The sequence below is a fragment of the Methylomonas sp. LW13 genome (assembly GCF_016865255.1).
In the GTDB taxonomy this organism is placed as follows: domain Bacteria; phylum Pseudomonadota; class Gammaproteobacteria; order Methylococcales; family Methylomonadaceae; genus Methylomonas.
This window is the reverse complement of sequence record NZ_CP033381.1, coordinates 3,395,207-3,414,375: the sequence shown is the minus strand read 5'-3', so window position 1 is coordinate 3,414,375 and position 19,169 is coordinate 3,395,207. Positions and strand designations below refer to the sequence as shown.

The window sequence follows — 19,169 nt, the reverse complement described above, 5'->3', positions numbered from 1 at the left end:
CACTTAAGTTGGGGAGTTCCTGGTCTAAGCGAACTTCCCGCTTCCCCTCATTTCGCACAGATAACTCATGGCCGGCACACTCGATATTTTACAAATTCAGGAACTCTTGCCACATCGCTATCCTTTCTTGCTGGTAGACAGGGTACTAGACTGCGAGCCGGGCGTGCGTTTGCTGGCTGTGAAAAACGTGACCTTTAACGAGCCGTTTTTTCAAGGCCATTTTCCGAGTCAACCTATTATGCCTGGTGTGTTGATCATGGAAGCCCTAGCGCAAGCTACTGCGCTACTGACGTCGCAAAGCAACGATCAATTGGGCAAAGGCACGATTTATTACTTGGCGGGCATCGATAACGCCCGCTTCAAAAAGCAAGTTGTTCCCGGTGACCAATTGCGCCTGGAAGTGACTTACATCAAACACAAGCGTCACCTCTGGTCCTTCGATTGCCGTGCGGAAGTAGATGGTGAACTGGCCGCCAGTGCGCAAATCATGTGTGCGGCTGTGGCAGCAGAGGCATAAATGATAGATCCCAGAGCGGTTGTGCATATCAATGCCGAATTGGCCGACGATGTTAAAGTCGGTCCGTTTTCGGTTATTGGTCCGGATGTGCAGATAGATTCAGGTACAGAGATCGGGCCGCATGTGGTGATTAAAGGTCCTACCGCCATCGGCAAGGATAATACGATCTACCAATTCACCTCGATAGGCGAAGACCCGCAAGATAAGAAGTACGCCGATGAAATCACCCGTCTGGAAATCGGCGACCGCAATGTAATACGCGAATTTTGTACGATGCACCGTGGCACGCAGCAAGATCGAGGATTGACGTTGATCGGCAGCGATAATTTGTTCATGGCTTACACCCACGTGGCGCACGATTGCGAAATTGGCGATCATGTGATCATGGCGAATGGCGCCTCGATTGCCGGGCATGTGCATCTGGGTGATCATGCTATTTTGGGTGGTTTTACCTTGGTGCATCAATTTACCAAAATCGGTGAATACAGCTTTTCGGCGATGGGTAGCGCAATCACTCAAGACATTCCGCCATATGTGATGGTCGGTGGCAGGCCCACTCGCCCGCACGGGATCAATTCGGTGGGTATGGAGCGTAACGGCGTGCCGCCGGAAGTGATTCGGCAGATTCGCAAAGCCTATAAGATCCTCTATAAAAACAATCTGCGTCTGGAAGACGCCATCGAAGAAATGGAAGATATGGCCGGCGAAAGTAACGAACTTTCCAATATGGTCAGCTTTCTACGTAATGTCACACGCGGTATCCTCCGATAACCCCCCACGCATAGCCGGTATCGACGAAGTTGGCCGCGGCTGCATAGTCGGGCCGGTGGTTGCCGCTGCGGTGATTCTCGATCCACTCAGACCCATCGCGGGTTTGACCGACTCCAAAAAACTTACCGAAAAGAAACGCAAGCTGCTGGCAGAGCAGATCAAAAGCAATGCCTTGTGCTGGGCCGTTGCCCGGGCCGAAGCCAGCGAAATCGACACTATCAACATCTTACAAGCGACGATGGTGGCGATGCAGCGGGCGGTGTCGCAATTGGACTATCGCCCCGATGGGGTCAAGGTGGACGGCAATCGGCTACCGGTATTGGATATACCGGGAGAAGCTATCGTACAAGGCGATTTGCTGGTCGCGGAGATTTCCGCCGCCTCGATCTTAGCCAAAGTCGCCCGCGATGAGGAAATGCAGACGCTGGATAGGCTGTATCCCGGTTATGCTTTTGCTATTCACAAAGGCTATCCTACCCAGCAGCATTTAACGGCTTTACAACAGCTTGGGATTAGCCCGCAGCATCGAAAATCGTTTGCTCCTGTTAAAAAGTATCTTGTTTAAACAGCCATGACGCCGAGTTTCGTTCATCTTCGTATTCATACTGAGTTCTCCCTGGTTGACGGTATAGTCAGAATCAAGCCGTTGGTGAAGAAACTGGCTGAGTATCAAATGCCGGCCGCCGCGATTACCGAACAAAGCAATTTGTTCTCGCTGGTTAAATTCTATAAAGCCGCACAAGGCGCCGGCATCAAACCATTGATCGGCGCCGATGCGCTGATTTTCAATCCTGACGAGCCGGCCTCGCCGTTTCGCCTGACTATGTTGGCGCGCAATCAAAAAGGCTATGTGACGTTGACCGAGCTGATTTCCCGAGGCTACCAGGAAGGGCAGCACCAAGGGATACCGATGCTGCAAAAAGACTGGATTGCCGAGAATCATGAGGGTTTGATCGTGTTATCGGGAGCGATGGATGGTGACGTCGGTCAGGCTTTGTTGGCGGAAAATACCGAGCAAGCCAAACGCTGTGCCGAATATTGGCGGGATTTGTTCGAAGACAGTTTTTATCTGGAATTGCAGCGGCTCGGCAAAGCGGACGAAGAGCGTTATATTAAATTAGCGGCGGATTTGGCTGCCGAACTGGATTTGCCGGTCGTCGCCACCAACGACGTGCGTTTTATCAGTAAAAACGATTTCGATGCGCATGAAGTGAGGGTCTGTATCCATCAGGGCCGGGTGCTGGACGACAGCCGCCGGCCGAAAAATTACACAGCTCAGCAATACCTGCGTACTGCCGAGGAAATGGCCGAATTGTTTGCCGATATTCCGGAGGCATTGGCCAATAGCGTGGAAATTGCTAAACGCTGTAATGTCGAGCTGACTCTGGGCGAAAATTATTTGCCCGATTTTCCAGTCCCCGAAGGTATGACGCTGGACGACTATTTCAAGCACGCCTCGCGTCAAGGGCTTGAAGAGCGTTTAATCCAGTATCCGCCGGTAGGCAAGGGCAGCTTCGCGGAAAACCGCAAAGTCTATGACGAAAGATTGGAAGTTGAGCTGAACGTGATCACCCAAATGGGTTTTCCCGGTTATTTCATGATTGTTGCCGACTTTATTCAGTGGGCCAAGAACAATGCGATACCGGTCGGGCCGGGGCGAGGATCGGGTGCCGGTTCTTTGGTGGCGTATGCGTTGAAGATTACCGACCTTGATCCGATCGAATTCGATTTGCTGTTCGAACGGTTTTTGAATCCTGAGCGGGTGTCGATGCCGGATTTCGATATCGACTTCTGCATGGAACGCCGCGACGAGGTGATCGATTACGTGGCCCGCCACTATGGCCGCGACCACGTATCACAGATTATCACCTACGGCTCGATGGCGGCTAAGGCGGTAATTCGCGACGTAGGGCGGGTAATGGGGCACGCCTACGGTTTTGTGGATCGCTTGGCCAAGCTGATTCCATTCGAAATTGGCATGACCCTGGATAAGGCTCTGCAAGACAGTGCCGAATTAAAGGCGTTGTACGATACCGAGGAAGAGGTTAAAGCGCTGATCGATATGGCGCGTTCGCTGGAAGGCATCTCCCGGAATGCGGGTAAGCACGCCGGTGGCGTGGTGATTTCGCCTACCAAACTCACCGATTTCAGCCCTTTGTATTGCGAGCAGGGCGGCGGCAATCTGGTCACGCAGTTTGATAAGGACGATGTCGAAGCGGTTGGCTTGGTTAAATTCGACTTCCTGGGGTTGCGGACCTTGACAATCATCGATTGGGCGCTGCAAACCATCAATCGCCAGCGCGCGCAGCGCGGTGAAGAGCCGGTCGATATTTCCCAGATTCCGCGCGACGACCTGCCCAGCTATGAATTATTAAAAAACGCCCAGACTACGGCCGTGTTTCAGCTGGAGTCGCGCGGCATGAAGGAGTTGATCAAAAAACTGAAACCGGATTGCTTCGACGACATTATCGCGCTCGTCGCTTTATTCCGTCCCGGCCCTTTGGAATCGGGCATGGTTGACGATTACATCAACGTCAAGCACGGCGCCAAGGCTGAATACGCGCATCCATTACTGGAACCGATTTTAAAACCCACCAACGGCGTTATTCTGTATCAGGAACAGGTGATGCAGATTGCCCGGGAATTGGCCAGTTACACTTTGGGCGGCGCCGATATGTTGCGGCGGGCGATGGGTAAGAAAAAGCCGGAGGAAATGGCCAAGGAGCGGGAAAAATTTATGTCGGGCGCGTTAGCGAACCAGATCGATGCCGCGATCGCGACTTATGTTTTCGACCTGATGGAGAAGTTTGCCGGCTACGGTTTCAACAAATCGCATTCGGCGGCTTACGCTTTGGTTGCGTATCAGACCGCCTGGTTGAAGGCGCATTATCCGGCCGCGTTCATGGCGGCGGTGATGTCGTCGGATATGGATAACACCGACAAAGTGGTGGTTTTGATCGACGAATGTCGGGAGATGAAGCTGGAGATTTGCCCGCCGGACATTAATGTTTCCGACTTTCGTTTTACGGTAAACGACCAGGGTCAGATTGTTTATGGTATCGGCGCGATTAAGGGTGTCGGCGAAAATGCGATTGAAGATCTATTAAAAGAACGGGCTGCCAACGGCGCGTTTGCGGGTTTGTACGATCTGTGCAAGCGCGTCGATTTGCGCAAGGTCAATCGCCGGGTTTTGGAAGCATTGATCAGAGCCGGAGCGCTGGATACCATCGATCCTAATCGCGCGGCGCATCTCGCTGAATTGACTACTGCGTTGCGAGTGGCCGAACAACACGGAAAAATGGCGTTGGCCGGTCAAAACGATCTATTCGGTTTGGCGGTACAAGTGGAAGTCAGCGACGGTGAAGCGGAAGCTTATTCCACCGTGGTCGAGCCGTGGACCGAAAAAGAAAAGCTGGAAGCGGAAAAGCAAACTTTGGGGCTATTTCTGACCGGCCATCCCATCGCCGAATATTTGCCGGAATTAAAACATATCACCCATGGCTCGCTCGCCAGTCTGGAAGTCGATGCCGGCCGCTCCAGAGGCAAAATGGAAGCGCGTGTTGCCGGCCTGATCGTGGAAATGCGTACCCGGCAAACCAAGCAGGGCAAGATGATGGGCTTTGCAACGCTGGACGACCGTACCGGCCGGCTGGAAGTGGCGGCCTTCAGCAATATATACGAAAAATACCGCAACCTGCTCAGCAAAGACACGATTCTGATTGCCGAAGGTTCATTGGCAATGGACGACTTTACCAACAGTCTTAGGATGACTGCCGAGAAGCTCTACAGTATGGAAGAAGCGCGCGAGTTATATGCCCGCGGCATTACGTTGACGATAGATCTGGCCAATGGCGGCCTGCCGTCCGGTTGGCTGGCAAGCCTACAGGCCACGCTGACGCCATTCTGCGGCGGTCAATGTCCAATCCAAATCGAGTACCGAACTGGCACCGATAAAGCGACCCTGCAATTGGGCGACGACTGGCGCGTGCGCCCTAGCGATGAACTCCTGATCCGCCTGCGGCGCTTGTTATCCAACGAAACGGTGTTGGTCAGGTATTGACCTGACAGTTGAGGGGCCGGTATTTATGGGTGTTGAGTGGATAAACTGAGTTCGACGAATACCCGCCAAAGCAAACAAAAATGCCCAATCGCAAATGTCCAAACAAAAGCAGGCTTAGGGTGCGATGAGTTTACGAATCTTGCCAGTAGCGATACTCATGCTGTCTGCCACTTAACACCGCATTTGAACCCGCTTCCGTCATAGAAAGCTTTCGCGGTTTGCAGCGTGGTGCAAAGATCCATGACCCAATTGCTTGGGTAGTCACCTAACTGACCACCAACTACCAACTGAGTACTTGACATACTTGAGCGATCAGGATCGATTAACGTTGGGAAAGATTGGTTTTTGATAGAACCGGTTAAAACGTAGCGACCAGAACCGCCGCCGATGCAAAGATAGGTTTCGGTATTATTCTTTTCTGGGTAGAGATATAGGTCGTTTAGGTTTTCGTTGTTCAGCGCGCGAATAGCAGATTCGATTTCTGACCAAGTGGGGCTCTCAATCATCTTGTCGCGTTCGTGTGCGCTATCCCAGTCAGAGATCGTGAGCATCGCTATCGGCATTCGGCTGGCGCCCAACGTGGCGCTAATCCTACTGTATTGATTAGCAGAATATTTTCACTTCTGTATATCATTCGATGAAGGTTAGTCATAGCTGGTTATGAACAAGTTTCCGTGATTGAACCAGATTGGGTGATAAGCCGCAACGGGTTGAGCTCGACCACTGAAAACAAAATATGCCAAAGCGTTACACCTTTAATAGCCCGTTCACGTTTGCGGCCATCTGGGATTTGTTGCTCGCTTTGGTTACACGCCAAAAATCCAAATTAGGTATATCAAAAATTTTTGAATGGACTGGCGAAATTCTGGAATGTCCGATTTCAGGTAATTTATAGGCATCCCATGGTTTCGTGTACTTAACATGCAGATACGAGGTTGATGCTTCGATAAATTGACAATTACGCTACGCAACACAAATATACGCCGGCAGTGGATTGGACCGGGCTGGACATAAAAAAGGGAGGCCTGGGCCTCCCTGGTTTCGTCAAGCTGGAAGCTTATCGTTTAGCGGTCGGTACGTTTGTATTCGACACGGCGGTTGTAGGCACGGCCTTCGTCGGTTTCATTGGTATCGACGGGTTTGGACTCGCCGAAGCCAACCGCTGTCAGGCGTTTGCCTTCCACGCCTTGTTTGATCAACTCGGCTTTGACCGCATTGGCTCTGCGCTCGGAAAGCTTTTGGTTGTAAGCATCTTTACCGTAACTATCGGTGTGGCCCTGAATCTCTATGGTCAAACCAGGGTTCATTTTCATGACTTCCACGGCGTTTTGGATCAGCGGGCCGTATTTGGCTTTGACGTCGGATTTGTCGAAATCGAACAGTAGGCCGCGGAACGCCCAGCAACCGTCTTTATCGACGATAGCGCCTTTAGGGGTGTCAGGGCATTTATCGGCACAGTTGCTTACGCCGTCTTTGTCGTCGTCTTGGGTTGAGCAATCGGCCACTTTGGGTGTGCCTGCTTTCAAGAAGACGTTTTTAACGAAATCACTCATGCCTTTGGCGCTGGTGATCGCTTCGGCAGTAGTGGAGAATCCGCAACCCGATGCATTGGCTAGGTCTTGCAGCACCGCTTGTCCGGCCACATCTTGGTCATTACCGACCCAGACTGTGTAAATGCATAGCTTGTCTCCGTATTGGGATTTAAGTGCTTCTGCAGTCGGTAGCGGCGAGACTTCCTCGATACCGTCGCTTAAAACGATTAAGGCGATATTGCCGGGAGCAGAGGTGATGTCTTTGCCGGACTCGCTTAGCGCCGTGGCCAGTGGGGTGCCGCCGCTAGAGCATTGTAGAGAGGTAATTGCAGTTTCGAAACCGGCCTGAGTGTAATTTTGCACGGCTTGGTTGAGATAAGTTGAGCCCCAAGACAGGCATGGGCCAAAACCGAAGCTGCGCAAACCGGATGTCAGCGGCATAACCGGAATGGATTTGTTAAACTTATTGAGCAGATTTTTTTCGACATCCAGCTTGGTGCCGCTGTAATCCGCAGAATTTACATAGGTACGGCTCATGGATGAAGACGAATCATTAATCACGAAAAAGCTGTTGGTTTTTTGTACCAGTTTTCCGGATTTAACCAGCGCGTTAAGGTCTTCAGGCTGGAATGCCTGGAAATTATTGCTCGACTGCGTCGCGCAACCGGAAAGCAGCGCTCCGGCCAGAGTGGCCGTGAATAAAAGGTTTCTTTTCATGTATTGATTCTCCAGGTTATTGTTCTGCATCGACAAGGCCTAGCGTACCGCCTTGGTGTCTTAAGTCTAACATCAATCCCTTATTTTTAAATAGTGCGTTCATCTTAGCCGGGCGCCGTGAAATAATGCCGGTTTGTTTTTAATCCTCAGGCTTCCTTGGAGAATGTAATGGGCAAGATTTTATTTTTCTGTGCGATGTTTTTACTTGCTAGTGCGGTAAAGGCTGACAGCGTGAAAGAAATGGCTGAGCAGGGGAATGCGCAGGCTCAAGCCAAGTTGGCATCGCTGTATTTACTGGGCCGAGAGGGTTTCGAGAAGGACGAGCACAAGGCCGCGGAGTGGATGGAAAAGGCGGCGAATCAAGGTTTGCTCGATGCTCAGGTGGTCATGGGTGCGATGTATGATCGAGGCATGGGCGTGAATAGCGACAGAGATAAGGCTACCGATTGGTACGAAAAAGCTGCCAAACAAGGACATGCCACCTCGCTGGCGATTCTGGGCAGAAACGATGCAGCGAAAGGCAGCGTGCAATTTAATTACCAGGCGATGCGTTTAAACGCCTCTCGCTCCATTCCCGGCGAATATGCCAAGAAATTTTTAACAACTAAATAATTGACGATGAGTATTAGAACCCGCTTTGCCCCCAGTCCCACCGGTTATTTACATGTTGGCGGTGCCAGAACCGCTCTGTTTTCGTGGTTGTATGCGCGCAAACACGGTGGCAAATTTATTTTGCGAATCGAGGACACCGATCTTGAACGTTCCAGCCAGGAGTCGGTGAATGCAATTCTGGAAGGCATGACTTGGTTAGGCTTGGAATATGACGAGGGTCCGTTCTATCAGACGCATCGTTTTGATCGATACAAAGAGGTCATTCAGCAATTGCTGGCGCAGGGAGATGCCTATTATTGCTACTGCAGTCGCGAAGAGTTGGAAGCTTTGCGCGAGCAGCAAATGGCCAACAAGGAAAAGCCGCGTTACAACGGCAAGTGCCGGCATGGCGTTGACAATCCGCAAGGCGAGCGGGTGGTGCGCTTTAAGAACCCGGAGCAGGGCGAAGTGATTATCGACGATTTAGTAAAAGGTCGTATCGTCGTTGCTAACAAGGAACTGGATGACCTGATCATTGCCCGTTCCGACGGCACCCCGACCTATAACCTGACGGTAGTAGTCGACGATATGGATATGGGAGTTACTCATGTAATACGGGGTGACGATCATGTTAACAATACGCCCAGGCAGATTAATATTCTGAAAGCCTTGGGCGCGCAATTGCCTGTGTATGCGCATGTGCCGATGATTTTAGGTTCCGACGGTGCAAGATTGTCCAAACGCCACGGCGCGGTCAGCGTGATGCAATATCGTAATGACGGATATTTACCCGAAGCTTTGTTGAACTATCTGGTGCGGTTGGGTTGGTCGCACGGTGATCAGGAATTGTTTTCCTTGGAAGAAATGGTGGCGTTGTTCGAGTTGGAAAAAGTTAACGTTTCCGCGTCCACGTTCAATACCGAGAAGCTGGTGTGGTTGAATCATCAGTACATTATGAATAGCGATCCGGCGCACGTCGCTCGGCACTTGGCTTGGCATATGGGGGAGCGCGGTATCGATCCGACTACCGGCCCGGCGCTGGCGGATGTGGTTAAAGCGCAGCGCGAGCGATGCAAAACTCTGGTGGATATGGCTGCCGAGAGCGAATACTTTTACAAGGAATTCGATGCTTACGAAGAAAAAGCCGCCAAGAAGAATTTCAAAGCGGGCGTGGATGATGTATTGCAACACTTACTGGTGCAATTTTGCTCTATCGGCGAATGGGAAGCTTCAGGCCTTCATCAAGTGGTATTGGACAGCGCGGAGCAGTTGCAACTTAATCTGGGTAAGGTTGCGCAGCCCTTGCGCGTTGCGGTTTGTGGCAGCGGCGTATCGCCGGCTATTGATCTGACTTTGGCTCTATTAGGCAGAGAGAAAACCTTGCACAGAATAGAGCGAGCGATCAGATACATAAAGAATGTAGAAAATTCCTAGACAAAGCTCTGAAAATCCGTATAATACGAGAACTCAACTACGGGGCCATAGCTCAGCTGGGAGAGCGCTTGCATGGCATGCAAGAGGTCAGGAGTTCGATCCTCCTTGGCTCCACCAAAGTAGTTGATTTAGTCCTGAGTCCCCATCGTCTAGTGGCCTAGGACACCGCCCTTTCACGGCGGTAACCGGGGTTCGAACCCCCGTGGGGACGCCAACTTGGCTAAAGTCGGTTAAACCGGCACTTCTTGTTGAAGAAGTCATTCTGAAAAAATAGTCTTAGTCCCCATCGTCTAGTGGCCTAGGACACCGCCCTTTCACGGCGGTAACCGGGGTTCGAACCCCCGTGGGGACGCCATCAATTCTTAAATTTATAGCTCTTGCGCAGCGGAAATAATGCTGTGCAAAGTTTGCTATATCGTCTGTTTTAATTCAGTATTTTAAGTCCAATCACTATTTCTGTGGTGATGTGGCGACTAGCGTCTCCTATGCTGATCGCTTTACTGGGGCGGTTTGATCTCGCGAAGCATAAGAGTAAACCTAAATCGCTTATTTAAGTTTACTCTTGCGGCGATGAGAAAGATCTAGTGTCGTAGATCCATATTGAACTTACGTATTTGTTGTCTGAAGCTTTAGGTAGACGGATGACCGGCTTCAATCATCACTTTTAGCTTAGAGCCCGGTTTGATGTCCGCCTTGTTTTTGGGAACGTTATTCCATTTGCGGAGCTCGGTGACGTTAACGTTAAATTTTTTGGAGATCTGCGCCAAGGTATCGCCGGGTTTGACTGTGTAGCTGATTTGCTTGACGGAAGGCGCGGTAGATGCCACGGTTATACTGCCGCTGGTTTTCTTGATAGTCAGTTTTTGACCGGGTTTCAGAGCCGCTTTCTTGGGCAATTTATTCCAACTCACAATATCATCTTTATCAACAGAAAAACGTTGCGAGACATCCCATAAGGTATCGCCTTTCTTAACCGTATATTGCTGTTTGCTTGATTGGGCGGGGGTTGGCGTGGATTGTTGTGACACTGCGGCAACAGCCGATGTGGTTGGTTCGCCTTTCTGTGAATGATAAGACACTGGAATTAGCAGGATTGTGCCTTGGGCAACCGTATCGTCGTCAAGATGATTGACATTAATAATCTCTTCTACACTGGTGCTGTGCTTGCTGGCTATGCTTTTCAGCGTCTCTTTCTTGCCAACTGTATGGTGTTCCCACTTGATTCTTTCTTCGTGTGGCAGTTCAGCGAGTTTCTCTTTAAAGGAATCGGCTTTGCTTACCGGAATCAACAGATGTTGCGCACCGTTCGGGTCGGTGCTCCAGCGGTTGTAGCCGGGATTGAGCTTTAAGAAGTCGTCCAGTGGGGTTTGCGCCATTTCGGCGGCTTTACCCAAATCGAGCTGCGACTTTACATCCACCAATTCAAAGTAAGGCTGATTGGCGAATTGATGCAGATTGACGTTATATTTTTCCGGGTTGGCAAAGATCTTGGCGATTGCCAGCAGCCTGGGTACGTAAGCTGAGGTCTCGTTGTTCAAATCCAGAGACCAGAAGTCGGTAGGCTGACCGCGTTCGAGGTTTCTATCTACGGCGTTTTTGATATTGCCTTTGCCGGCGTTGTATGAAGCGAGCGCCAGTAACCAGTCGTTATTGAAAGTCTCGCTCAGTTCTTTCAGAAAGGTAGTGGCTGCCTGAGTCGATTGCACCACATCGCGTCGCGCGTCATACCAGCTATTCTGCTTCAACCCGTAAAGACGCCCGGTCGGCGGAATGAACTGCCAAAGACCGGATGCTTGAGCTGGCGACATTGCGTCAGGTCTGAAAGCGCTCTCAACTGCAGGTAACAGGGCCAATTCTCCGGGGATGTTTTTCGCTTCGATTTCGTTGAGTATGAAGTATAAATAAGGCTCAGCGCGTTGTTGTACTCTGGTCAGATATTCAGGGTTTCTGAGATACCAGTTTACTTCGCGGTCGATTCTGGCATTATCGATTTCCGGTAAGGCGTAAAGAGACAGCATCCTATCCCAGATGGTGGCGTGCTCTTTTGCTTCTACCTGTTTGTTATGGATTTTTCCGGCATTGCCATTCCGGGTAAATACGGAAAACTTGCTGGTTGATGATTGGCTTAGATGGTCTTTTTGCGCATGTTGGCTACAACCGGTTGCCAGCAAAATAGGTAGTAGATAAGACAGATGACGGCCTGATTTTTTGGAAATTGAGCGGGGCATTGTCTGAACTCGCTAAAATAAAAAAATTAGATCCTAGCATGGCTTTCTAAAATAGCCAAAAAAACATACCCTTAGCGGCGGTTAAATGAAGAGACAATTTCTGTTTGCGTTGTACCAAACCCCAAGGGGCAAGCTGCTGCAAACCATGGAGGCCAACTATCTGCGAAGATCAATAACGGTGAGTTGTAAACAACGACAACTCCAGATCGGTGGCTTAGGTTGGGAAAATGAGTTCGTCGATTTTTCCTTATATAAGAATTATCTAATTCTTGACGGCAAGGCCTTGGGTGATGCTGGCGCGTTGAAGGTGACTGCTAAGGCATTCAGCTTGCCTATTCAAACTGAATCGATGGATTTAGTCATACTTCCGCACATTTTGGAGTTCGACGCGCGTCGATTTCAAACCCTACGCGAAGTCAATCGCGTGTTAAAACCGGGTGGCGAATTGGTCATGTTGAATTTCAATCCGTTCAGTATGTCGGTACGTTTTCAGTTTTTATGGGACTGGAAGCTCGCGGAATCCTGGCGGGCGCATTTGATTACCAAAGCTCGGGTTTTGGATTGGTTGAAACTGATGAATTTCGAATTGCTAACCACTGCCGAGTTTGGATTAGACAGTTACACCATTGCTCACGGAAAATTCGAGTTCAGCTTTGCGTCTTTGTTTGCGATGGCTTACGGCATTAAGGCGGTGAAAAGGCAATACACATTGATTCCTTTGACTGCGGCACAGCAACGCCGCACCAATTTAGCTGCGGTTGGATTGGGATTGAAATCGAACTTACATAGAAAGGTGGGCCATGACTGAAGTCATTATTTATACGGATGGTGCATGCAAGGGCAACCCTGGGCCAGGAGGTTGGGGCGTGCGCTTGGAATACCGAAATAAAGAAAAGGAGCTATGCGGCGGTGAACCTGAAACGACGAATAACCGGATGGAATTAGTGGCCGCAATACAGGCTCTGGAAACACTAACAAAACCGTGTAGCGTCAAATTGCACACTGACTCTAAATATGTTTTGCAAGGTATTACCGAATGGATGGCTAATTGGAAAAAGCGGGCATGGAAAACCGCGGCAAATAAACCAGTGAAAAACGAAGATTTATGGCGACGTTTGGATGCTGCTATCCAGCGTCACAACATCGATTGGGTATGGGTGAAGGGGCATGCCGGGGATGTCGGTAACGAGCGTGCCGATCAGTTGGCCAATCTGGGGATCGAGCGCTTGTCTCGCCGATAAATCACTTAAAATCAGGAAAATACATGTTAGGTTCGATAGCTGCTGCGTTAGTCGGCATTTGGTTTTACAACACGGCGGCACGCTCAAGTCGTCCGCCAATCTCATGGGCGGTGTCGGGTGTGGTGGTCTATTTTTTGGCGGCGCTGCTCTGGACTTTGGCTATCACGCCAAGTGTCAAAGATGCTGCAAGTCACAGCCAAAGCGCCGCACTGATCTTCATCGTTCGCTATGCCTATATCGGGTTTGGCGTATTGGTAGCGATTTTGTTGAACAGTTGGTTGAATAAATCCACCGACTCTGAATAGCGCGCCAGTGTCGAATTGGTCGGTGTATATCATTCAGTGTGATGACGGTAGTCTGTATACCGGAATCAGTACCGATGTTGAAAGACGTTTCCGCCAGCATCTGATGCAAAAAGGAGCCAAATACTTTAGAAGCCGTCAACCTCGGCAATTGGTGTTTGTCGAAGCGGGACATGATCGTGTTTCTGCCTCAAGAAGGGAAGTGTTCATCAAAAAAATGAAACGTACTGAAAAACTTCATCTTATCGCAATGTGTAGCTGCTTATAGCGGCCGAATTGGATGGGAGTCAATATTTTGGGGGTAACTATTTTTTCGTAATGCGGATAGATTTGAGAATGATTTGCATTAGTTGTTGTAGGGGTTTTATACTCGAGTCTCAAATTCTTGGAGACCGATATGAAGCCATTAAACTCAAAACTTAGCGCCGCGATCTCGGCGATTGTCGTCAGTGCCGGGGTAAACGCTGCAGGTATTCCCGCCGAAAAGCCGCAGACCATGGATGAAATGTGGAAGATCATTCAGGCTCAGCAGCAGCAGATTGATAGCATGACTAAAAAGCTGGAAGCGGTCGCGCAAAAAGCGCCCACCGGTGAAGTCAGCAATTTGGAGCGTAAAACCAATGTATTGACGGAGGAAGTGGAAAAGCTGCGTACCGAGTTGGTGGTGCCGGAAAAAGTCGAATACAAAAGCGCATACGGTTTAGGTCCTGCCGCCTCGAAGGTGTATCAAGTAGGCAAGGGTCTGTCCTTAGGTGGCTATGGTGAGGTCAATTATCAGGCGCGGGTTGATGATCAGGGCGGGCGTAATGCGGCAACCGGTACCGTCACTAATCCGGACAATACAGATTTCGAACGACTAGTCATTTATGCGGGTTATAAGTTCACTGACAGCATACTGTTCAACAGCGAAATAGAGTTCGAACATTCCTCAACTGGCAATAACGGATCGGGTAGCACGGGCACCGTCTCCGTTGAAATGGCCTCCTTGGATTTCTTCATCGACCCGCTGGTCAACATCCGGGCCGGGATGGTGTTAATGCCGATGGGCTTTATCAACCAGATACATGAGCCGCCGTTTTTCTTCGGTAACAATCGCCCGGAAGTCGAAAGACGCATTATTCCCAGCACTTGGCGTGAAAACGGTGTGGGGTTATTCGGTGAATTGTTGCCGGGTCTGACCTACACAACCTATGTGGTTAACGGTATGAACGCTAAGAATTTTGGCGCTGACGGCATTCGTAGCGGCCGGCAATCAGGAGGACAGGCGTTGGCGGAAGATTTGGCTTATGTCGGTCGCGTGGACTATGCGCCGCCGATGTTGCCTGGCGTCATGGTGGGCGGCTCGGCGTATGTCGGTAATTCCGGGCAGAATCAGCTGTATAACGGGCGGCAACTCGAAGTAGCAACGCAACTTTACGAAGCCCATCTGCAATGGAAATACCGTGGCCTGGAATTTCGTACCTTGGGTTCCTGGGGGCATATCGGCGATGCAGCCTTGTTGAGTGTCGCCAATGCTAAAAGTATCGGTGAAGAAAACTATGGTTGGTACAGTGAAGTTGGTTACGACATATTGCCGCACTTTGCGCACGATACAACCCAATATTTGGCTCCTTTCGTACGTTACGAGCGTATGGATACTGTTGCTACTGCTTCGACATGCGCAAACGCCATTTGTCGAGACGATTTGACCAGGGATGTCGAAATCTACCAAGTCGGCCTCAACTACAAACCCATTCCGAATGTCGTGATAAAGGCCGATTACCGTAATTTCACCCAAAAGTCGGGCACGTCTCCAGACGACTTCAACTTGGGTGTGGGCTTTATTTTCTAAGGCGGCTGTCTAGTTGCGTGTTAAGCCCCGCCGTTTCATACAGCGGGGTACATCGTTATATAATGCTGCCGCATAAATTGCTTATGCGCGTATCGGCTTGGCAAATTGTTTGCCGGTCTCTATCATAGCCGCCGTATTGTTCACTCCCTGGATTTTTCCCACTCATGCTGATTTCAAAAACTCGTCGGCTTATGCTGACGCTGCTGGTTTTTTGTTTAACGAGCGTAAACCTTGTCGCCGCCGTGTTTTACAGCAAGGACGAAGCGATGAAGCTGGCCTTCGGCGACGACGCTGCCGTGGAAATGCAATCGCTGTTTCCCACGCCGGAGGAAGTCGCGCAGATCGAACAGCTCGCGAAGGTCAAGTTGGAATCCAATCTGTTTAGTTTTTATGTGGGTAAGAAGCAAGGTGCAGTAATCGGCTATGCCGCGATTGAGGCCCACACTGTTAGAACCAAACCGGAAACCTTGTTGGTGGTACTTACGCCGGATGGCAAATTGCGTAACGTCCACACATTGGCGTTTCATGAGCCGCCGGAATATCAACCGCCGGAGCGCTGGATGGCCTTGCTGGCTAATCATTCCATCGAAGAGTTGAGCCTGAATCAGGATATACAGGGTGTGGCGGGGGCGACGCTCAGCACCCGAGCCGCAATTAACAGCGCGCGCAAGGTATTGGCGATTTATCAAGTTCTCATCCAAAACAAGCCCAAATAATGCGTTTCTTTGTAACCGGCGAGCAAAATCGCCAGCTGTTGATCAACTCTCTGATCTTGATGTTCTTGGCCTATGTGGCCTTATTGTGGATCAGCAATGGTCTGATGTATTTCCATAAAATGAATCTCACCCCGGAGTCGGTCGTTTCTTACTATTTGGGTAACGAGCAAGAGTTTAACGAGCCGAAAAGCTATCAAAGCCTACTGGAAGTCAGTCATTTTCATTTGTTTGCTATGGGTATGTTGGTATTGACGCTGACGCATCTGATGCTGATGACCTCGTTGCCGACTCTGATGAAAGTCTGGATCAGCGCAATCGTTTATGCCGCGGCAATTGCCGATGAAGCGGCGGGTTGGTTGGTGCGTTATGTCGATCCGGCTTTTGCTTATTTCAAAATAGCCGCGTTTTTATTATTGGAAACATCCTTGTTCCTGCTGATTGTAATAGTCAGTTTGTCGTTGATTGAATCGCGCCGGCAACTGCGTTAAAACCGATTTCCCCGTTGCCCTACTTGATGCATTGGCGCATTCTCCGATTGTGCTAATGTCCTAAAAATGGCTAGGTCGTTGACTACCGATGTTATCCAGCGCCGCGCCATTATTCCCCGAATTCTTTGAATCCAAGCCCGGAGTAGAATCATGAACAAACATTTACAACAAGTTAGAGATTTTCACCGGAAATTCGCTATCAAGCAGCCCGATGACGGCGAGATCGGGCACTTGTCAGATATGGATATTGTGCTGCGCCAAGCGCTATTATTGGATTGCGGTAGCGAGACCTTTAAAGCCATTGCCAGCGGCGACCTCATCAAAATTTTGGCTGGGCTGGTGGATTTATCCTTTAATGCGCTGGCGGCTATCGCGAGCCGGGGCGATGAGGTGGTCAGTGTGTCCGCCAACTGGCGGCAAGATGGTTCAGTGCTGTCAGTGATGCGGGTGCTGTCCGAGAAAATCAACCTATGTACTTCCGGCGAGACCGTGCATTATTCCGGCTTATATGCGATTTGCGTGCATTTGTCCCAGCGTTTCGTGAATGCCGATTTCGACGAAGCTTTTCAAATCGTCTATCAACATCTGATGAGCGGGCGCGGCGATGCTGAGCGTTTGGATTTAAGCCCGGCGCTATTCGAATAACAGCGAGCGTCACTATGGCAGAACAACACTACACGCTCGGTTTCGTCGGCATCGGTCTGATGGGGCAACCTTTAACCATGCGGCTTCTGGCGGCGGGTTTTCAGGTGAATGTCTGGAATCGCACTGCCGCTAAATTGGCTGTGGTGGCTGGCGCCGGTGCGAAGGTCTGTGGCAGTGTCGGCGAATTGGTAAAAGCCTCCGATGTGGTGATTTTGTGCCTGGCCGACACCATGGCCGTTGAAGCGATGGTGACGGAACACATTATCGCCAACGGCGCTGCCGACAAACTGTTGATTGATTTATCCAGCATTCATCCGGAAGCTACCCGGCGCATGGCATTTCAATTGCAGACAGCTTGCGGCATGCGCTGGGTCGATGCGCCGGTATCCGGTGGCACGGCCGGGGCAGAGCAGGGTAGTTTGGCGATTATGGCCGGCGGTGCGGAACAAGACATTCAAATTGCCCGTGAAGTATTGCGGCCGCTGTATAGCCGTTTGACGCATATGGGGCCGGTCGGCAGTGGTCAGACCACTAAAATCTGCAATCAGATGATCGTCAGTTGCAATGTGCTGGTGATCGCGGAAATGATGGCGCTGGCCAATTCGGCCGGCGTCGATGCCGCAAAAATTCCGGAAGCGCTGGCCGGCGGCTTTGCCGATTCCAAGCCTTTGCAAATCGTTGGCCCGGAAATGGCGGACCAGCGTTTCGAGCCGGTAAAGTGGCGCGTGAAAACCTTATTGAAAGATTTAAATATGGCCGTCGATTTAGCCGGCAAGCAGGGCAGTGCGATACCCATGTCGGGCTTGGCGGCGCAACTCATGCAATTGCACGGCAGTAGCGGCTTTTTGGAGCAAGATCCCTCGACACTTATCAAACTGTACGCCCAAGACTGATGCTGCACTTTTCAGCCAATCTGAGTTTATTATTTACCGAGTTGCCCTTGCCGGAACGGTTTCAGGCGGCTAAACAGTGCGGTTTCGACGCAGTGGAAATCCAGTTTCCCTACGCGCTGCGAGTCGAACAAATCGGTGACCTATTGGCTCAACAAGACTTAAAGCTGGTGTTGTTCAATGTCGATGCCGATACCTTGCTGCAGGGCGGCGAGGGTTTGGCGGCGGTTCCAGAAAGACGCGATGACTTTAAAGCTGCGGTTGAGCAGACCTTGTCTTACGCCGAACCCTTGAAGCCAAGCGTCATTAATGTGTTGCCCGGCCGTTGTTTTAATCCACGTCGCTTGGCTGAATATCACGCTACTTTGCTGGAAAATCTGGCTTACGCCGCCGGAGCGTTTGCCGAGTTGGGTATCAAAACCGTATTCGAGGCGGTCAATAGCCACGACATGCCAGGTTTTATCGTCGACACCGGCGACAAAATGCTGGATGTGCTCAAGCAAATCGATCATCCAAACTTATTCATGCAATACGACATTTATCACATGAGCCGGATGGGCGAAGATTGCGCCGGATTTTTGCGCCAACATATGGATAGAATCGGGCATATTCAATTTGCCGACTCTCCAGGCCGCGGCCAGCCGGGTACGGGCGCCGTAGATTTCAAAATTTTGTTCGATGTTATCGCAAACTCGGATTACCAAGGTTGGGTGGGTGCCGAGTACCGGCCGACGATTGAGACCGCTGTCAGTTTGGAATGGTTGAAAACCTACGCGGTGAAATAATCGGGCGGTATAATCTCGCTGCCTTACTCACCTGTTGATTGCCATGTCCAAACATAATTTCACGATACATCACGCCAGTTTGATCGTCTCCGATACCGAGCAATCGCTGCTTTTTTACCGCGATGTGTTGGGAATGGAGCAGACCGAACGGCCGAATCTACCGTTCCCAGGCGCCTGGCTGCAAATTGGTGCGCAGCAAATTCATTTGTTGGAATTGGAAAATCCCGATCCCACCACCGGCAGGCCGGCGCATGGCGGCCGTGATCGGCATGTGGCGATGCATATTGATTCCGTTGATGCTCTACGCGAAGATCTGGAGCGGGCCGGTACGGCTTACACGCTGAGTATCTCCGGCCGCAAGGCGCTGTTTTGCCGGGATAGAGACGGCAATGCGCTGGAGTTTATCGAGCGGCCTTGAGAG

The 19,169-nt window shown here is 50.6% G+C and carries 20 protein-coding genes and 3 tRNA genes; 20 read left to right on the top strand and 3 right to left on the bottom strand.

What is annotated here, in order from left to right:
• Nucleotides 1–67 precede the first annotated feature (67 nt).
• Genes fabZ through dnaE form a run of 4 tightly spaced genes read left to right on the top strand, consistent with a single transcriptional unit; the run spans nt 68 to nt 5,348 of the window.
• Complete coding sequence (fabZ, locus tag JL719_RS15430; protein WP_033155210.1) at nt 68–517, top strand: 3-hydroxyacyl-ACP dehydratase FabZ; 450 nt, start codon at nt 68–70, stop codon at nt 515–517.
• A complete protein-coding gene (gene lpxA, locus JL719_RS15425; RefSeq protein WP_033155209.1) occupies nt 518–1,288 on the top strand; it encodes an acyl-ACP--UDP-N-acetylglucosamine O-acyltransferase in 771 nt (256 codons plus the stop codon). It abuts the gene before it with no gap.
• Nucleotides 1,263–1,853, top strand: coding sequence for a ribonuclease HII (rnhB, locus tag JL719_RS15420; RefSeq protein WP_051669596.1), 591 nt, complete (start codon nt 1,263–1,265; stop codon nt 1,851–1,853). Before lpxA ends, rnhB begins: the two co-directional genes overlap by 26 nt.
• 6 nt (nt 1,854–1,859) lie before the next feature.
• Entirely contained in the window at nt 1,860–5,348 is a 3,489-nt protein-coding gene (gene dnaE / locus JL719_RS15415) for a DNA polymerase III subunit alpha (RefSeq protein WP_033155208.1), read from the top strand.
• 155 nt (nt 5,349–5,503) lie between these two features.
• Here the strand turns inward: dnaE and JL719_RS15410 are convergent, their stop codons facing one another.
• Nucleotides 5,504–5,899, bottom strand: coding sequence for a hypothetical protein (locus tag JL719_RS15410; RefSeq protein WP_129871423.1), 396 nt, complete (start codon nt 5,897–5,899; stop codon nt 5,504–5,506).
• Nucleotides 5,900–6,412: 513 nt separating this feature from the next.
• Nucleotides 6,413–7,597, bottom strand: a complete 1,185-nt coding sequence (locus JL719_RS15405; protein WP_033155207.1) for an OmpA family protein — start codon at nt 7,595–7,597, stop codon at nt 6,413–6,415.
• A 168-nt stretch (nt 7,598–7,765) separates the two neighbouring features.
• Between JL719_RS15405 and JL719_RS15400 the strand changes: the two genes are divergently transcribed.
• From JL719_RS15400 to JL719_RS15380, 5 genes are all read left to right on the top strand, one after another.
• The gene (locus tag JL719_RS15400) at nt 7,766–8,209 is read left to right on the top strand and encodes a tetratricopeptide repeat protein (protein WP_033155206.1); all 444 of its coding nucleotides are present in this window, start codon (nt 7,766–7,768) and stop codon (nt 8,207–8,209) included.
• Between the two features lie 6 nt (nt 8,210–8,215).
• On the top strand, nt 8,216–9,622 hold the full coding sequence (gene gltX, locus JL719_RS15395; RefSeq protein WP_033155205.1) for a glutamate--tRNA ligase: 1,407 nt from the start codon (nt 8,216–8,218) through the stop codon (nt 9,620–9,622).
• A 41-nt stretch (nt 9,623–9,663) separates the two neighbouring features.
• Nucleotides 9,664–9,739 (top strand) — tRNA-Ala (locus tag JL719_RS15390).
• Between the two features lie 21 nt (nt 9,740–9,760).
• Nucleotides 9,761–9,836 (top strand) — tRNA-Glu (locus tag JL719_RS15385).
• A gap of 65 nt (nt 9,837–9,901) precedes the next feature.
• Nucleotides 9,902–9,977, top strand: a tRNA-Glu gene (locus JL719_RS15380).
• A 274-nt stretch (nt 9,978–10,251) separates the two neighbouring features.
• Here the strand turns inward: JL719_RS15380 and JL719_RS15375 are convergent.
• Nucleotides 10,252–11,850 carry a LysM peptidoglycan-binding domain-containing protein gene (locus JL719_RS15375; RefSeq protein ID WP_033155204.1) on the bottom strand — a complete coding sequence of 533 codons (1,599 nt, stop codon included), beginning with the start codon at nt 11,848–11,850 and terminating at the stop codon, nt 10,252–10,254.
• An 85-nt stretch (nt 11,851–11,935) separates the two neighbouring features.
• Between JL719_RS15375 and JL719_RS15370 the strand changes: the two genes are divergently transcribed.
• The 11 genes from JL719_RS15370 (at nt 11,936) to JL719_RS15320 (ending at nt 19,166) form a co-directional block, all read left to right on the top strand.
• Nucleotides 11,936–12,658 carry a class I SAM-dependent methyltransferase gene (locus JL719_RS15370; protein ID WP_033155203.1) on the top strand — a complete coding sequence of 241 codons (723 nt, stop codon included), beginning with the start codon at nt 11,936–11,938 and terminating at the stop codon, nt 12,656–12,658.
• Nucleotides 12,651–13,091 (top strand): ribonuclease HI, encoded by a 441-nt coding sequence (rnhA, locus tag JL719_RS15365; protein WP_033155202.1) that lies wholly within the window; start codon nt 12,651–12,653, stop codon nt 13,089–13,091. The genes JL719_RS15370 and rnhA overlap by 8 nt, the downstream gene beginning before the upstream one ends.
• Before the next feature lie 23 nt (nt 13,092–13,114).
• Nucleotides 13,115–13,396: a hypothetical protein gene (locus JL719_RS15360; RefSeq protein ID WP_033155201.1), complete on the top strand. Its 282-nt coding sequence runs from the start codon at nt 13,115–13,117 to the stop codon at nt 13,394–13,396.
• A 7-nt stretch (nt 13,397–13,403) separates the two neighbouring features.
• On the top strand, nt 13,404–13,661 hold the full coding sequence (locus JL719_RS15355; protein WP_084153191.1) for a GIY-YIG nuclease family protein: 258 nt from the start codon (nt 13,404–13,406) through the stop codon (nt 13,659–13,661).
• A gap of 129 nt (nt 13,662–13,790) precedes the next feature.
• Nucleotides 13,791–15,224: a porin family protein gene (locus JL719_RS15350; RefSeq protein WP_033155200.1), complete on the top strand. Its 1,434-nt coding sequence runs from the start codon at nt 13,791–13,793 to the stop codon at nt 15,222–15,224.
• A 164-nt stretch (nt 15,225–15,388) separates the two neighbouring features.
• A complete protein-coding gene (locus tag JL719_RS15345; RefSeq protein WP_033155199.1) occupies nt 15,389–15,940 on the top strand; it encodes an FMN-binding protein in 552 nt (183 codons plus the stop codon).
• Nucleotides 15,940–16,428: an Aq_1264-related membrane protein gene (locus tag JL719_RS15340; protein WP_033155198.1), complete on the top strand. Its 489-nt coding sequence runs from the start codon at nt 15,940–15,942 to the stop codon at nt 16,426–16,428. The genes JL719_RS15345 and JL719_RS15340 overlap by 1 nt, the downstream gene beginning before the upstream one ends.
• A 150-nt stretch (nt 16,429–16,578) precedes the next feature.
• Entirely contained in the window at nt 16,579–17,073 is a 495-nt protein-coding gene (locus JL719_RS15335; protein WP_033155197.1) for a nucleoside triphosphate pyrophosphohydrolase family protein, read from the top strand.
• Nucleotides 17,074–17,087: 14 nt separating this feature from the next.
• Nucleotides 17,088–17,966, top strand: a complete 879-nt coding sequence (locus JL719_RS15330) for an NAD(P)-dependent oxidoreductase (protein WP_033155196.1) — start codon at nt 17,088–17,090, stop codon at nt 17,964–17,966.
• On the top strand, nt 17,966–18,748 hold the full coding sequence (locus tag JL719_RS15325; protein ID WP_033155195.1) for a hydroxypyruvate isomerase family protein: 783 nt from the start codon (nt 17,966–17,968) through the stop codon (nt 18,746–18,748). Before JL719_RS15330 ends, JL719_RS15325 begins: the two co-directional genes overlap by 1 nt.
• 43 nt (nt 18,749–18,791) lie before the next feature.
• Nucleotides 18,792–19,166: a VOC family protein gene (locus JL719_RS15320; RefSeq protein WP_033155194.1), complete on the top strand. Its 375-nt coding sequence runs from the start codon at nt 18,792–18,794 to the stop codon at nt 19,164–19,166.
• Nucleotides 19,167–19,169 lie beyond the last annotated feature (3 nt).

Coding starts and splice junctions, on each gene's coding strand:
- rnhB (WP_051669596.1), top strand. CDS start 1,263: ATGTCACACGCGGTATCCTCCGATAACCCCCCACGCATAGCCGGTATC.
- JL719_RS15325 (WP_033155195.1), top strand. CDS start 17,966: ATGCTGCACTTTTCAGCCAATCTGAGTTTATTATTTACCGAGTTGCCC.
- JL719_RS15375 (WP_033155204.1), bottom strand. CDS start 11,850: ATGCCCCGCTCAATTTCCAAAAAATCAGGCCGTCATCTGTCTTATCTA.
- JL719_RS15320 (WP_033155194.1), top strand. CDS start 18,792: ATGTCCAAACATAATTTCACGATACATCACGCCAGTTTGATCGTCTCC.
- JL719_RS15345 (WP_033155199.1), top strand. CDS start 15,389: ATGCTGATTTCAAAAACTCGTCGGCTTATGCTGACGCTGCTGGTTTTT.
- JL719_RS15405 (WP_033155207.1), bottom strand. CDS start 7,597: ATGAAAAGAAACCTTTTATTCACGGCCACTCTGGCCGGAGCGCTGCTT.
- rnhA (WP_033155202.1), top strand. CDS start 12,651: ATGACTGAAGTCATTATTTATACGGATGGTGCATGCAAGGGCAACCCT.
- JL719_RS15370 (WP_033155203.1), top strand. CDS start 11,936: ATGAAGAGACAATTTCTGTTTGCGTTGTACCAAACCCCAAGGGGCAAG.
- JL719_RS15335 (WP_033155197.1), top strand. CDS start 16,579: ATGAACAAACATTTACAACAAGTTAGAGATTTTCACCGGAAATTCGCT.
- dnaE (WP_033155208.1), top strand. CDS start 1,860: ATGACGCCGAGTTTCGTTCATCTTCGTATTCATACTGAGTTCTCCCTG.
- lpxA (WP_033155209.1), top strand. CDS start 518: ATGATAGATCCCAGAGCGGTTGTGCATATCAATGCCGAATTGGCCGAC.
- JL719_RS15360 (WP_033155201.1), top strand. CDS start 13,115: ATGTTAGGTTCGATAGCTGCTGCGTTAGTCGGCATTTGGTTTTACAAC.
- JL719_RS15330 (WP_033155196.1), top strand. CDS start 17,088: ATGGCAGAACAACACTACACGCTCGGTTTCGTCGGCATCGGTCTGATG.
- fabZ (WP_033155210.1), top strand. CDS start 68: ATGGCCGGCACACTCGATATTTTACAAATTCAGGAACTCTTGCCACAT.
- gltX (WP_033155205.1), top strand. CDS start 8,216: ATGAGTATTAGAACCCGCTTTGCCCCCAGTCCCACCGGTTATTTACAT.
- JL719_RS15340 (WP_033155198.1), top strand. CDS start 15,940: ATGCGTTTCTTTGTAACCGGCGAGCAAAATCGCCAGCTGTTGATCAAC.
- JL719_RS15400 (WP_033155206.1), top strand. CDS start 7,766: ATGGGCAAGATTTTATTTTTCTGTGCGATGTTTTTACTTGCTAGTGCG.
- JL719_RS15410 (WP_129871423.1), bottom strand. CDS start 5,899: ATGCTCACGATCTCTGACTGGGATAGCGCACACGAACGCGACAAGATG.
- JL719_RS15350 (WP_033155200.1), top strand. CDS start 13,791: ATGAAGCCATTAAACTCAAAACTTAGCGCCGCGATCTCGGCGATTGTC.